At 45.6% G+C, this 13243-nt stretch carries 12 protein-coding genes and 2 tRNA genes; 6 read left to right on the forward strand and 8 right to left on the reverse strand.

All coding sequences use genetic code 11. The features are described from left to right. Positions 1 to 244 precede the first annotated feature (244 nt). From T495_RS0111130 to T495_RS0111140, 3 genes are all read left to right on the forward strand, one after another. Positions 245 to 1738, forward strand: coding sequence for a trypsin-like peptidase domain-containing protein (locus T495_RS0111130; protein ID WP_028903803.1), 1494 nt, complete (start codon positions 245 to 247; stop codon positions 1736 to 1738). A 107-nt stretch (positions 1739 to 1845) separates the two neighbouring features. Then, positions 1846 to 2706, forward strand: a complete 861-nt coding sequence (locus tag T495_RS0111135) for an RNA polymerase sigma factor RpoD/SigA (RefSeq protein ID WP_033148739.1) — start codon at positions 1846 to 1848, stop codon at positions 2704 to 2706. Beyond that, positions 2706 to 3128: a hypothetical protein gene (locus T495_RS0111140; RefSeq protein WP_033148740.1), complete on the forward strand. Its 423-nt coding sequence runs from the start codon at positions 2706 to 2708 to the stop codon at positions 3126 to 3128. The genes T495_RS0111135 and T495_RS0111140 overlap by 1 nt, the downstream gene beginning before the upstream one ends. Positions 3129 to 3151: 23 nt before the next feature. Here the strand turns inward: T495_RS0111140 and T495_RS0111145 are convergent, their stop codons facing one another. The 5 genes from T495_RS0111145 to T495_RS15295 all read right to left on the reverse strand — a co-directional run bounded on the left by T495_RS0111145 (position 3152) and on the right by T495_RS15295 (position 9476). Beyond that, positions 3152 to 4465: a pyridoxal phosphate-dependent aminotransferase gene (locus T495_RS0111145; RefSeq protein ID WP_033148741.1), complete on the reverse strand. Its 1314-nt coding sequence runs from the start codon at positions 4463 to 4465 to the stop codon at positions 3152 to 3154. Then, positions 4462 to 5034, reverse strand: coding sequence for an indolepyruvate oxidoreductase subunit beta (locus tag T495_RS0111150; protein WP_033148742.1), 573 nt, complete (start codon positions 5032 to 5034; stop codon positions 4462 to 4464). The genes T495_RS0111145 and T495_RS0111150 overlap by 4 nt, the downstream gene beginning before the upstream one ends. A gap of 38 nt (positions 5035 to 5072) precedes the next feature. Beyond that, positions 5073 to 6680, reverse strand: coding sequence for a thiamine pyrophosphate-dependent enzyme (locus T495_RS0111155; protein ID WP_033148743.1), 1608 nt, complete (start codon positions 6678 to 6680; stop codon positions 5073 to 5075). Positions 6681 to 6826: 146 nt separating this feature from the next. Continuing rightward, positions 6827 to 8452, reverse strand: a complete 1626-nt coding sequence (locus tag T495_RS0111160) for an OmpP1/FadL family transporter (RefSeq protein WP_033148744.1) — start codon at positions 8450 to 8452, stop codon at positions 6827 to 6829. 43 nt (positions 8453 to 8495) lie between these two features. Further along, positions 8496 to 9476 (reverse strand): hypothetical protein, encoded by a 981-nt coding sequence (locus T495_RS15295; protein ID WP_051523108.1) that lies wholly within the window; start codon positions 9474 to 9476, stop codon positions 8496 to 8498. Positions 9477 to 9605: 129 nt separating this feature from the next. On the opposite strand from T495_RS15295, the gene prmA reads away from it, so the two are divergent. Then, positions 9606 to 10514 (forward strand): 50S ribosomal protein L11 methyltransferase, encoded by a 909-nt coding sequence (prmA, locus tag T495_RS0111170; protein WP_033148745.1) that lies wholly within the window; start codon positions 9606 to 9608, stop codon positions 10512 to 10514. Positions 10515 to 10757: 243 nt separating this feature from the next. On the opposite strand, the gene T495_RS0111175 is transcribed toward prmA, so the two are convergent. After that, positions 10758 to 11120 (reverse strand): hypothetical protein, encoded by a 363-nt coding sequence (locus T495_RS0111175; RefSeq protein WP_033148746.1) that lies wholly within the window; start codon positions 11118 to 11120, stop codon positions 10758 to 10760. 176 nt (positions 11121 to 11296) lie between these two features. Beyond that, positions 11297 to 11779 (reverse strand): DUF4890 domain-containing protein, encoded by a 483-nt coding sequence (locus tag T495_RS0111180; RefSeq protein ID WP_197020389.1) that lies wholly within the window; start codon positions 11777 to 11779, stop codon positions 11297 to 11299. A 287-nt stretch (positions 11780 to 12066) separates the two neighbouring features. Between T495_RS0111180 and T495_RS0111185 the strand changes: the two genes are divergently transcribed. Together T495_RS0111185 and T495_RS0111190 are read left to right on the forward strand one after the other, a co-directional pair. Then, positions 12067 to 12139, forward strand: a tRNA-Thr gene (locus T495_RS0111185). A gap of 34 nt (positions 12140 to 12173) precedes the next feature. Beyond that, positions 12174 to 12244, forward strand: a tRNA-Gly gene (locus T495_RS0111190). 46 nt (positions 12245 to 12290) lie between these two features. Here T495_RS0111190 and T495_RS0111195 read toward each other — a convergent pair. Next, positions 12291 to 13202, reverse strand: coding sequence for a glucosaminidase domain-containing protein (locus tag T495_RS0111195; RefSeq protein ID WP_033148747.1), 912 nt, complete (start codon positions 13200 to 13202; stop codon positions 12291 to 12293). Positions 13203 to 13243 lie beyond the last annotated feature (41 nt).

Raw genomic sequence — 13243 nt, forward strand, 5'->3', positions numbered from 1 at the left:
AAAATAATTGATATAATTAAAAATATGTAACTAAAATCATAACAAATCCTTAATTTTGTCAGTAATTTAAGATTTAAAGTGTTAATCGCAAATGCGCGTTAAGCATATGGGGCGAATTGTTAAAATGGGACAAATCTTTGCGACATTTTGTCAGTATTCCAAATAATGCACTTATTTTTGCACCATCAAAACGTGAAAGGAAACTGGATTGTAGAATTTAAAACTTAAAAAAATGAATGAGAATATGAAAAAAATCGTAAATGTAGCAACACCTGCCGTTTGTGCAGTTGCTTTGACGCTTTCAGTAGTTGCATTCGCTAAAACCAATGCCGCTACTGCTCCCGCTCCTATTATGACATCAACAACAGCTGCTCCTGCCGGACAGCCTGTAGACCTGACTTATGCTGCCGAAAAGGCCCTGCCATCGGTAGTATACATCAAATCGGTACAAAACTCAAAGATTCAGACCGTTGAGTATAGTGATCCATTCGAGGACTTCTTCTCTAATCCCTTTGGCGGATTCTTCGGACAGGGTCAGGGTAACAACGGGCGCCGTCAGCGTCAGGTGCAGACACCTAAGCGTGCTGCAGCCGGTTCGGGCGTTATCATCTCTGCCGACGGTTATATTGTCACCAACAACCACGTAGTTGACGGAGCCGACGAGCTGACAGTTAGCCTGAACGAGGGTTCGAAGGAATACTCAGCTCGTGTCATCGGTGCCGACAAGACCACCGACCTGGCACTCATCAAAATCGACGGCAAAAACTTGCCCGCCATCGTAATTGCCAATAGCGACAATGTCAAGGTGGGTGAATGGGTTCTCGCTGTAGGTAACCCACTCGGCCTGAACAATACCGTTACAGCAGGTATTATCTCAGCAAAAGCACGTACACTGGGCGCTAACGGTGTCGAGAGTTTTATCCAGACCGATGCCGCTATCAACCAAGGTAACTCTGGTGGTGCACTGGTTAACACCCGCGGTGAGCTGGTAGGTATCAATGCCATGCTGGCATCACCCACAGGTTCGAATATCGGCTACGGTTTCGCCATCCCAACAGCAATTATGAATAAGGTGGTTGAGGACCTGAAGCAGTATGGTAACGTACAGCGCGCTATGATCGGTATTCAGGGTACAGACGTGAAGACCTACGTTGACGCCGAGAAAGACAAGGATAAGGAAGTTGACTTAGGCACCATGGAGGGTATCTATGTAGCCAAGGTTGTAGAGGACGGTGCTGCAGAGGCTGCCGGACTGAAGGAAGGCGACGTCATCACCGTCATCGACGGACAGAAAGTTACCAAGTTCGGTGAATTGCAGGGAATCCTGGCCAAGAAACGTCCTGGTGACAAGATCAACATCACCTATCTGCGCAATAAGAAGAACCACAGCGCTACCTTGACACTGAAAAACGAGCAGGGCACCACTAAGGTAGTGAAGAACGCTGATACCGACGTACTGGGAGCTGACTTCCGTCCTGTTACCGAAGCCCAGAAGAAGCAGTTGGAAATCAACTACGGTCTGGAGGTAATCAAGGTCAACGGTGGTAAGATGAAGGAGGCCGGTGTACCTAAGGGATTCATCATCCAGCGCGTGAACGATGTTCCTATGAAGACCTTCGACGACCTGCAGAACGCAGTAAAGGAGGCCAACAACTCGAAGGACCAGATGCTCGTTATCCGTGGTATCTTCCCAACAGGTAAAAAAGGTGGTTTCGTAGTATATCTGCAGAGCGAATAATACAAAATCGATAAAAAAGAGCCACGAATGATGAAAATTCGTGGCTTTTTTTTGGTCAATTCAGGAAAAAGCCTTACTTTTGCGCTCAGCTAAAAAATATTACCACGATGAGACAACTAAAGATCACTAAATCTATAACCAACCGAGAAAGTGCGGCTCTGGAGAAGTATCTACAGGAAATCAGCAAAGAAACCATGATCTCGGCTGAGGAAGAAGTTGAATTGGCACAGCGCATCAAAAAGGGAGACCAAAAGGCGCTGGAACGACTGACGAAGGCAAACCTTCGCTTCGTGGTATCTGTGGCTAAACAATATCAGAATCAAGGACTATCGCTACCCGATCTGATCAACGAGGGAAACCTTGGACTACTCAAGGCAGCAGAGCGTTTCGATGAGACACGCGGATTCAAGTTCATCTCGTATGCAGTATGGTGGATTCGTCAGAGTATTCTGCAGGCCATCTCAGAGCAGAGCCGTATCGTACGTCTGCCGCTCAACCAGGTGGGATCAGTCAATAAGATCAATCGCGAGATTAACCGCTTTGAACAGCTGAACGAGCGCCGACCATCAATCGACGAGATTGCCGAAAAAACAGATCTGCCGCAGGATAAGATCGACGAGGCAATGAGCATCAACGGCCACCACATCTCAGTGGATGCGCCATTCATTGAGGGCGAAGACAACAGTCTGCTCGACGTGATGACAAACAGCGATGCTCCTCTGGCCGACAACTCGCTGGTAGAAGAATCGCTGAAATCAGAAATACAGAACGCTCTGAACACCCTGAATGAGCGAGAGCGCAACGTGGTAGAAGCCTCATACGGCATCAACCAACCAGAGTTGACACTGGAAGAGATCGGCTCAAAGTTCGGACTTACACGCGAGCGCGTACGACAGATTAAGGAAAAGGCTATCCGCAAACTCAGAAATAGTAAAGCGAATAAATTTTTAAAGACATATTTAGGATAATGAAATTGATTAAACAACTTACACTCGCCATCATTCTGATGGCTGCCGGCACCACCAACGTACAGGCACAGAATGTAAAAGTTCCAAAGGCGTATATGTTCGGATTCGTAGCTTCGTTCAACGACTCTACGGTATATTTTACCAATATCCAGCAGGTTGACAGCGTTTGGGTTACCAAGAAAAAGAATATGCTGGCAGGCCGTAATCACTACAGCTACCAGTTGCGTGAATACTTCACACAGAACCGTTCACTCCCCAACCGTACTTGTGTAGTTATTGCCGACGTGAACCGCAAGAATCTTGAGAAGAAATACGCCAAGATGAAGAATAAGTATCTGGTAAAAAGCAAGAAGCCATACGAAGTACGCAGCATCGCTGAGACCGACTTCAAGTTTAAGACCGTTGATATGAGTTACGAATAAGAAAAAAATAATCCTCAGTAAAACTACTGAGGATTATTTTTTTCAAACACTTTCATGCGTTCTTCGAGTTGCGCATATTGGTGTTCCTCAATGAACGAGGTGCACACACGCAGACCTTCCTGCTCCGAACCACAGGTTATCAGGCAGATGGCAGACACACCATAGTACATCAACTCCTTGGCCAACTGTCCCGAAGTCATACCTGGATAGCCTATAGTAAAATAGAAGCCATCAGCAATAGGTTCGTCGAGATCCTTATCGTAAACCACATAGAAGTTGTGGCGACAGAAAATCTCCTTCAGTTTCTTGGCACGCTCACCATACACACTAATCTCCTTGCGGAAGTCGTATTCACCCTCGTAGGCAGCTTTCAGCATAGCTGCCAACGCATACTGAGCACTATGACTGGTGCCAGAACTCAAGGCATAAAGCATGCGAGTAGAGAATACGGGACCAAATGGCAAGCCCTGATAGCGAGCAGCCAAATCGTCGAAATGACGATGGAACAAGGCATCGCTGATACAAACCACACCAATGCGCTCACCAGCATAGCTGAAAGCCTTTGAGCCAGAAATGAGCAGCATATAATTATCGGTATAGCGAGCCACAGTGGCCTGATAAGGCGCTTCGAAAGGCTTTGAGAGATCCTTACGGAAGTCCATGGCAAAGTAAGCTAGATCCTCCATCACGATAGCATCATACTTGGTTGCCAGCTCGCCGACAATCTGCAACTCCTCCTCACGCAGACAAATCCACGAGGGGTTGTTGGGGTTTGAGTACACGATGGCGCAGATGTTACCATTGCACATGTAACTTTCGAGTTTAGCACGCAACTTTTCGCCACGATAATTATACACGTCGAAGGTCTCGTATTTCACACCCATCACCTGCAGTTGCATCTTCTGCACAGGGAACCCTGGGTCGATAAACAGCACGGTATCCTTGTTGTGATCACACTGCGAACAGGTCAGGAACGAGGCAAAGGTACCCTGCATTGAACCGGTAACAGGCACACAGCCTTCAGGCTTTACATCGATGCCGATAAAAGCCTTGACAAACTGCGAGGCAGCCTCTTTCAATACTAGCGCACCCTGAATGTCAGGATATGAATGAGCAATACCACCTTCGAGGGCTTTTATCTGGGCATCAACGCCTACCTGAGCAGCAGGCAGACCAGGAATACCCATCTCCATCTTGATGAATTCTACCCCACTCGCCTTCTCGGCTTTAGCAGCTACCTGCTTCACCTCACGGATGGTAGCCTTGGCAAAATCCTCGATGCCAAGTTCTGCCACCAGTCCGTCAACTATTTCTCTTTTAATTGGAGTTTCCATTATTTCTGCGCTGCTTTACCAATGGCTAATGCTTTGATGTTGGCATCTACGATGGCATCACCTTTGCGGGCGAAGACGCGACGGATGGCATCCTCTAACTTATCGTACTCGATACCCAAGGCCTTCTGGGCTGCACCCAGCAGAATCACGTTGGCCGAACGGGGCACACCATTATCTTTGGCTGCCTGTTCGATATCCAGTACAATCACATTCTTTACACTTTCCAAATCCTGTTTAATCTTCTCGATTTCAGGATAGTTAGGAATATTTACGAAAGGAGCGCTCGAAGTAATAATCCAGCCATCCTTAGCCAAGAATGGCAGATAGCGCAGGGCCTCCATGGGCTCCATCGAGATGATGACATCAGCACCACCCAGAGGAATCAGATCGCTGCTGATGGGGGTGCTCGAGATGCGCAGATTCGACTGTACGTCGCCACCACGCTGACTCATACCGTGTACCTCGGCCTGCTTGATATAGAGGTTCTCCTTCATGGCAGCCTCGCCAATGATAGTTGCAATCGAGAGGATACCCTGACCACCTACTCCACAAAGAATTATATCAGTTTTCATTGAACTTTGAGGTTTGAACTTTTTACTTTTTTACATTTTTACTTTTTCTCTGTAGCCTTTTTCTGCTTGAGATGGCGCTGCAGCGTCTGCATACACTCACGGCGAGGGATAATCACACTCACACCATGATAATTGATCTCATCGCGAATGGCCTGTGTAATCTCGAGCATGTTCTTAGGGATGGGGTTAACCACCTTAAGGTGATCCTCTGAGAGGCCCAAGCCCTTACAGATAGCCTCGAACTTATTGGTACCAGCCGAATCCTGTCCACCAGTCATAGCGGTGGTCAGGTTATCGCTGATAATTACAGTAATATCAGCATTCTCGTTGATAGCATCCAGCAAACCAGTCATACCGCTGTGGGTAAAGGTAGAGTCACCGATGATAGCTACGGCAGGCCACTGACCAGCATCGCTGGCACCCTTGGCCATCGTAATCGAAGCACCCATATCTACACAGCTGTGGATGGCCTTGTATGGAGGCAGGAATCCCAGTGTGTAACAACCGATATCGCCAAACACACGGGCATTGGGATACTCCTTCAGCACCTCATTCAAGGCTGTATACACATCGCGGTGTCCACAACCCTGGCACAGTGCAGGCGGACGTGGAGTAACATCCTCACATGGTGCATAGCCCTCGCTGCTCTCAATACCAAGCGCTTTTTTCAGGAAGTCGGGATTCAACTCGCCTGTACGAGGCAGTTCGCCAGTCAATCGTCCCTTGATAACAGCGTTTCCAGGCATCACACCACGTACCTGATCCTCAATGAAAGGCTGTCCCTCTTCGGCAATCAGCACGCTCTCACAATCATCTGTCATACGACGAATCAGCTTCTTGGGGATTGGATACTGAGAGATCTTGAGCACGGGGAAAGGACACCCCTCAGGATAGCACTCCATCAGGTAGTTGTAAGCAATACCGCTGGCGATGATACCCAATTGGTGGTCGGCACCATCAATATACTTGTTATATTTACTATCTACAGCCATCTGCTCAAGCAAAGGCTGCTGACCGGTAACTACTACATTACGCTTACGGGCAAAGGCGGGCAGCAATACCCAGTTGCTGGCCTGAGCATCGTAATTAAGCTCATTCTGTGGGCGGGCCTCTTCCTTCACCTCAACCACCGCACGACTGTGAGCCATACGGGTAGTGACACGCATCAAGATAGGCAGGTGCAACCGCTCCGACAGGTCGAATGCTTCTTGCATCATATCGTAAGCCTCCTGTTGTGAGCTGGGCTCCAAGGTAGGAATCATAGCAAACTTAGCATAGAAACGTGAGTCCTGCTCGTCCTGCGATGAGTGCATCGATGGGTCGTCGGCTACCAGAACTACTACACCACCGTTGGTACCCGTCATAGCCGAGTTAACAAACGGATCGGCACAGACATTCAGTCCCACATGTTTCATACACACCAGCGCCCTCTTGCCCATATACGACATACCGAGAGCAGCCTCCATAGCCGTCTTCTCGTTGGTACTCCAACGACGGTGGATGTTACGCTCTTTAGCAATTGGCGACTCCTGAATATACTCAGTAATCTCCGTTGATGGAGTGCCGGGATAGGCATATACACCACTCAGACCTGCATCAATAGCACCCTGAGCAATAGCCTCGTCTCCCAATAAAAGCTTTTTCATCTGACTAATTTATATTTTACAATTTTACGATTTTCAATTATGTGATATTATCTATCAGGGGCAAAGGTAGGCATTTTTACGCAAACAGCCAAAAAAATACGGCTTAATTTGCTTAAGCCGTATTTTTATTCATCCACCTTTCAATTTTAGAATGTATAGCCAATGGTCAGCAAGCCCTGACTACGCTTATTAGTAACCTTTGTCACACCAGTATCCATACCTGTTGCGTACTGCTGGAATGGGTGGAACTCACCATCAGTCTTACTCAGCTGATAAGCCAAGTCGATATTCATCTTTCCAACCTTGAAACCTACACCACAAGTCAGGCGCTGGGTATCGTCCCAGTTCACATAGTCGGTAGTTGAAGCGTACATAGTGCCTGGGCTGTTAACAGTCATATCGCGTACACCATCCATCTTATAGCCGCTGGTCAAGTAATTATAACCCAATCGCAAAGCAACATCAGGAACTGGCTTATACTCTACACCAAGCTTGAAAGTCGACACGCCTTTCAACGAGCGCTCAGTATTCTGCTTCATAGCATGATCCTTTGATGTCTCGGCATTATCGTAGTAGTCATAGCCATCGATGATACGGTTCTGACTGGCGCTATAGTCTGTAAACTCATAGCCTGCGCCCAAAGCCAACTCACGTCCGATAGTGGTACCCAGACTTAAACCAAACTTCCAAGGAGTATGGTAAGCGAAATCGTAGCTCTGCTGACTCGACATATCATCATAAGCACCAATCGGAGTTTCACCATCATATGCATTATTCACCAAGAGTGACGAATTACTGGAGGTTAGTTCATACCATGTTGGCGTATGGATATAAGCACCTATTCGGAATGGAGACTCCTCCATAGGACGAACGATAGCACCAAACTTGATATTCACACCTGTTCCCTTAATCCTACGGTCATCGCCAATAGCAACCGAACCACCAGAGACCTCACCACCTCCCTGATGAAGCACCAATGACTCACCATACTCAGAGTACCCCTTATACTGCACATCCTTGATACCTACGGTCAGTCCCCAATAAAACCGGTCGTTGTAATTACCGCTTATGTTAAAATCATAATCAGCTATCCAGCCTCTATGCGCACGGTCGAAACTATAAGCGTTGGCATCCATATAGTCAATGCTCCAATCCAACAAAGTTCCCTTATTGTCCAAAATCTCTGTAAGCATCAGCGAGTTGGCATTCATGTGATCAACTTCGGAGTAGCAGAACGAACGATAGTTATTTCTACCATCATAGCCCATGATATAATTCTGTTCATTATAACGCAAATCATACCCGCCATGAGCCTCATCAGCTTTCAACCCCTTTTGGAATGTCAGGCCATTCTGCGAGCACCCTCTCAGCGCATTAGCTGCCGACAATATCTGGTCGAAGTTCTTGCTCTTATGATAGTTGAAGCCCACATTAACAATAGAATGTGAACTAATACGAGCCGAATATACGAAACCAATCTGATCAAAACTCATATTAGTTTTGCCAAGACCATCAAACTCCTTTGCATCAGCCTGTGACACCAATCCAACCCCCAGGCTGGCTGTAGAGTGGCGGAACAATCCGATACCAGCAGGGTTAGTACCCATGGTTGAGATATCTGCACCCAATGCCTCCATTGCTCCACCCATACCCACATAGCGGGCGGTTCCGTTCAGATCGCTACCCAGCAAACGGGCGCTCTCGTATGTATCCTGTGCAGCTGCCGGCAAAATAATGCCCAAAGCAAACGCTGCCAATAAAGTCTTCTTCATAATGACAATATAATCTTTAATGTATAATGTTTAATGTATAATGTTAACGGCGTCCACCCATGTGACTACCTCCGCTACCACCACTAGAACGACTACCACCACTGAATCCACCGCTACTAGAACGGCTACCGCCACCAAAGCTACCACTGCTACTTGAAGAAGAACGTGATGGTGTGTAAGTAGAAGAACGGCTATAGCTGCTGCTATTCGAATTATCATAAGTACGGCGACCAACACGCTGACCAACACGCTGACCATTGCCAGACATGTTCACTCTGGTACCGCCATCCATACGTGCAGCGCGATCTCTCAGACTGCCCATACGCGCACTATTGGTCGAAACAGTGTTGCGATGTGCAGGACGATAACTGGTGCGACCAGACAAATCGATAGTGCCAGCATTACCTGTGCGTCCGTAATAGTGACCACCGCCACCACCATAGTAATGGCCATAATAACCATAGTAATAATGCGGATAATACCATCTGTAATAACCATAGTAAGGCCACCCCCATGTACTCCAATATGGATCGTACCAACCATTGTACCAGGGATCATACCAGCTGTAATACCAAGGACTATACAGACTACTGTATCCATACCAAGAACCATAATACCAAGGATCATACCAACCATAACGGCTATAATACCAAGGCGAATGCCACAACAACGAACTGCGGCCTGCGTTATAACCTGCCCAGAAAGCAGCGTTATCACTCACGTCGTAATCGTCGAATCGCATCATCTGTTTGGTCAGTGCATAATCCTCTGTCTGCAACGAGTCTGATGGATAAACGCCCTTCCCCCCTGTAAAGTCGATTACATCTAATTTGGTTGTATCACCGTCTATCACCTCATAGCTGCTCTGGGCTTTCGGCTGTGGAGCAACCACGCGGGTATTTTCCTTCACCGTCTCTAACTGTGCCTTCTTCTTTTTGGGTACAAAATAGAGATCGTCATCTTGAGCCATCATCGACAGAGGCATGGCTCCGATCAGCATTGAAATTAACAACAGTTTTTTCATTTTCTTCTAAGTTTAATGATTCACGTTGCAAAAATACAACGAATTTTGGTGCAAATGTAGGGAAAAACCCTAACTTATAGTAGGATTTTCCCTAATTTTTGTAATTTTGCCTCAAAAATTAACGATTATATGAAATATTTCGAAGTAGAATTCACAATTTCGCCCTTCTCAAGCGATGCAGCCGACTTGTTGGCATCACTGGCTGGCGAGGCTGGTTTTGAGACGTTTGAGGAGACTCCTACTGGAGTTAAAGGCTATGTTCAACAAAGTCTCTTTGATGAAGATACGCTAAAGGCATGCATCGAGGATTTTCCTTTTGATAGTACCAATATATTATATAAGGTACGCGAAGCTGAAGATCGCGATTGGAATGAGCAATGGGAACAAGAAGGTTTTGAGCCCATCATCATTGCTGATGGGAAACTGATTATCCACGATGGACGACACTTGCCTGACACCATCACATCAGGAAGCACCACTTCCACAATCTCTATCGAAATTGATGCGAAATTGGCCTTCGGAACTGGTACCCACGAAACCACAAGGATGATTTGCACTCAACTCATCTCGCTTCTTAAACCAAGTTCCTTATCCCCCGAGTCTCAAGCGCCCAGAACCGATTCTCTACGAGTTCTCGACTGTGGTACTGGAACCGGCATCCTCTCTATCTGCTCCCTGAAACTTGGTGCCCAGCAAGCTGTAGGATACGACATTGACGAGTGGAGCGTTGATAATGCCAGACATAATGCCGTTATCAATCGCGTTGACGAACGATTTACATCACTATTAGGCGATGCTTCGATTCTAAGCAAAATCGATAGCGATTTTGATTTAGTGCTGGCAAATATTAATAGAAACATCCTGTTAGCAGACATGCCCAGCTTCGTTGGGAAGATGCATCACGGATCTCTGCTCATCCTAAGTGGCTTCTACACAGACGATTGCGATATACTGATTAAAAATGCCCATAAACTTGGGCTTTCGCTTATGTCCCAGACCAGTAATCAGGATTGGGCTTGCCTCGTTTTTAAGTATTAATATGCATATAATATAAAGATTGTTAACAATACACCAAAAATTCTTGTTTCTCAGGTAATATCATTACCTTTGCACTCGATTTTAATGGTTAAGGTTTATGGTTGATTAATTTAGTTTTTTATTAAAGAGAGGCTAGCAGCGAATGCTCGCCTCTCTTTCTTTTTATGCATCATAAACAAAATAGAGGCATCCATCACGGACGCCTCAAGAAAGAATGACCAATAATAACTAATAAAACGAAATTTACTTGTTTAGACCACGATTGTTGATCGTAGCGTTGAGCAGCATCAGATACTTATGCATCTGCTCCTCGTTCAGAACATAACTCATGCGCTTTACGTCGGTGTTGATAGCGCGCTTAACCAAAGCGTCGCGATCTGTATTACCATACTGAACAGCATAGGTCATCTCTGTGTTGAACACGTAATGGATGTTCTCAACAGCTTCCTTCTGGTCGTCTGCCAGATTCAGAGCATCAGAGAGCTTATTCATATTGATATTCATTTCATAAGCCTCTATGTTGCTTACCATGTTTGCTGTCTCACCTTCAGCGAATGCAGTTGTCATACTCAGCATTGCTACCATTGTCAAAATCATCTTCTTCATCTTTTTACCCTTTCTTTAATTTAATTGTTATCCTAAAAGCGCGCCTCTCGGGCTAACGCTGCTTGTCCACTTAAGGATCAAGCTTCATACCTTTTATGTCTTTTGACGCTGCAAAAGTATGACGATTTTTGAATATAAACAAGTATTATTCCAAATTGTGTACGAACACAGCATAATTATTGATGCATATCAAATCGACGTGGATGATGCTGGTTCTCGCGCATCTTTTTCTGGTCTTTCTGATACTTCTTAAACTGATCGGCCGTCATAATCTTCTCTAATTCAGCTTCATAGGCTTTCATTGTGGCCTGCATTTCCTTATGATGTTCCTTCATCTTACCACCATCTTTTGGTGGCTCTGGACGTTTCACCATATCATTTTTAGGGGGCATTGGGGGGCGACCAGCCTCACCATGGCGTCCATGACGATGAGGACCACGTGGCATCATCTTATCAGCATACTTTGTATTCAGATCGAGTAGCTGTTTTGCTTGTTTATCACTCAGCTGATAACGGCTTACCGTCTCATCGGTACGATGCTTCACCATTTCTGTTTTGTCAAACTTACGTGGCTGACGCTGTTCACTCTTCTCTTCTTGTGCGATGACAGAAGTACTAACCAACAGAACTGCCATCATTGATAAAAACATTCTTTTCATTGTTCTAATCTTTTTTTGTTTAACCATATATTTAGTTCACTCATTGCTTTCAGCTGTAACTATCCTTTTGACGCAAGGATAGCAATCTGGTTTAACCAGAGATCAGCCCAATTCAGCAAACCCATAAAAAAATGCCTAACAACAGTCTAAAGACTTCAGCAAACCATATAAACAAAAGACTGATAAGAATAGAAAAAACAAAAATGACGGTTAATGCGAAAAAAAAAGGCGTAAAATTTGCACGATACAAATAAAATGAGTACTTTTGCACCCGCTAAAGGAGACCTGCCGATATGGCTCAGTTGGTAGAGCAACGCATTCGTAATGCGTGGGTCGCCGGTTCGAGTCCGGCTATCGGCTCTCCTCGTCAAAATCAGAGTTCTTATTCATCGCTGCGGAATTAGCACATCGGTAGTGCACGGGCTTCCCAAGCCTGGGAGGCGGGTTCGATTCCCGTATTCCGCTCAGAGAAGTAGAGGGCCGAAGCCCTCTACTCTTTTTATTTCCATAGCTATCTCAATCTGAGACCATCACCAACCTTTATCTGATAATCGGGCGATAAATGGTTCATCTTATACAAACTCTTCAGCCGGATACCATACTTCTGAGCTATGGTATACATGGATTCACCACTACGAACATAATGGAGGCGGCCTTTATAGTCCTTAGGAGCCTTGCTCTGTTTCTTTTTCAGCCATACAATCTCGCCTTCCTCTAACTGATCCTTGCGATAGCGTTCATTGTACTTAGCTATCTTGCGGTAACTGATGCCAATCTCCTGACCAATCGACTTAAAGGTGTCACCACGACGGGCTATCAGATAATAATTCTTATTGAATATCTTAATGACATGTAACGAAGCACCACCAACTTCCTGATCTTTGGTACGCTGGGCCATAAAATGATCGTACTCCTTTGCATTGTCATACTGGTAGAGCTTATACAACTGAATAATCTCTATGAGTTTCTCTGCATATACTGGATTTGTAGCATAGCCAGCAGCCTTCAGGCCCTTAGCCCACCCCCGATAATCGGTAGTCTTAAGTTGAAACAAAGAGCGGTAACGCTGATTACCTGCCAAGAACTTGGAGTGGTCTTCGTATGATTCATAAGCACTATCGTAAACGCGGAAACAGTCATTACGCTGATCATCATCATGATAAGTTCTACGTCCTACCCAACCATTATTACACTTTATGCCAAAATGGTTATTGCTATTACGTGTCAACTCACTACGTCCAGCACCACTTTCCAATAATCCTTGGGCTAACGTAATGGATGCAGGGATACGATAGCGCTTCATCTGCTCGATAGCAATATCCTTATATTGATCTACATATTGTTGGTAAGCCTGATTCCATCTGGCCTGCGAAAAAGCAGAAACTGAAAGCAAAAAGGCTATAAACACGGAAAAATATCTCATATTATGCTATTTATTTCTGCAAAAGTAATGATTTCTCTCGA

Origin of the sequence: Prevotella sp. P6B1 (genome assembly GCF_000702825.1) — a bacterium.
GTDB lineage: Bacteria > Bacteroidota > Bacteroidia > Bacteroidales > Bacteroidaceae > Prevotella.

What these genes read in the sequence shown, in the direction of transcription:
- T495_RS0111180 (WP_197020389.1), bottom strand. Translation starts at nt 11,779, where the DNA reads ATGAAAAGAATGTTTTTATCAATGATGGCAGTTCTGTTGGTTAGTACT.
- prmA (WP_033148745.1), top strand. Translation starts at nt 9,606, where the DNA reads ATGAAATATTTCGAAGTAGAATTCACAATTTCGCCCTTCTCAAGCGAT.
- T495_RS15295 (WP_051523108.1), bottom strand. Translation starts at nt 9,476, where the DNA reads ATGAAAAAACTGTTGTTAATTTCAATGCTGATCGGAGCCATGCCTCTG.
- T495_RS0111155 (WP_033148743.1), bottom strand. Translation starts at nt 6,680, where the DNA reads ATGAAAAAGCTTTTATTGGGAGACGAGGCTATTGCTCAGGGTGCTATT.
- T495_RS0111195 (WP_033148747.1), bottom strand. Translation starts at nt 13,202, where the DNA reads ATGAGATATTTTTCCGTGTTTATAGCCTTTTTGCTTTCAGTTTCTGCT.
- T495_RS0111150 (WP_033148742.1), bottom strand. Translation starts at nt 5,034, where the DNA reads ATGAAAACTGATATAATTCTTTGTGGAGTAGGTGGTCAGGGTATCCTC.
- T495_RS0111130 (WP_028903803.1), top strand. Translation starts at nt 245, where the DNA reads ATGAAAAAAATCGTAAATGTAGCAACACCTGCCGTTTGTGCAGTTGCT.
- T495_RS0111135 (WP_033148739.1), top strand. Translation starts at nt 1,846, where the DNA reads ATGAGACAACTAAAGATCACTAAATCTATAACCAACCGAGAAAGTGCG.
- T495_RS0111140 (WP_033148740.1), top strand. Translation starts at nt 2,706, where the DNA reads ATGAAATTGATTAAACAACTTACACTCGCCATCATTCTGATGGCTGCC.
- T495_RS0111175 (WP_033148746.1), bottom strand. Translation starts at nt 11,120, where the DNA reads ATGAAGAAGATGATTTTGACAATGGTAGCAATGCTGAGTATGACAACT.
- T495_RS0111160 (WP_033148744.1), bottom strand. Translation starts at nt 8,452, where the DNA reads ATGAAGAAGACTTTATTGGCAGCGTTTGCTTTGGGCATTATTTTGCCG.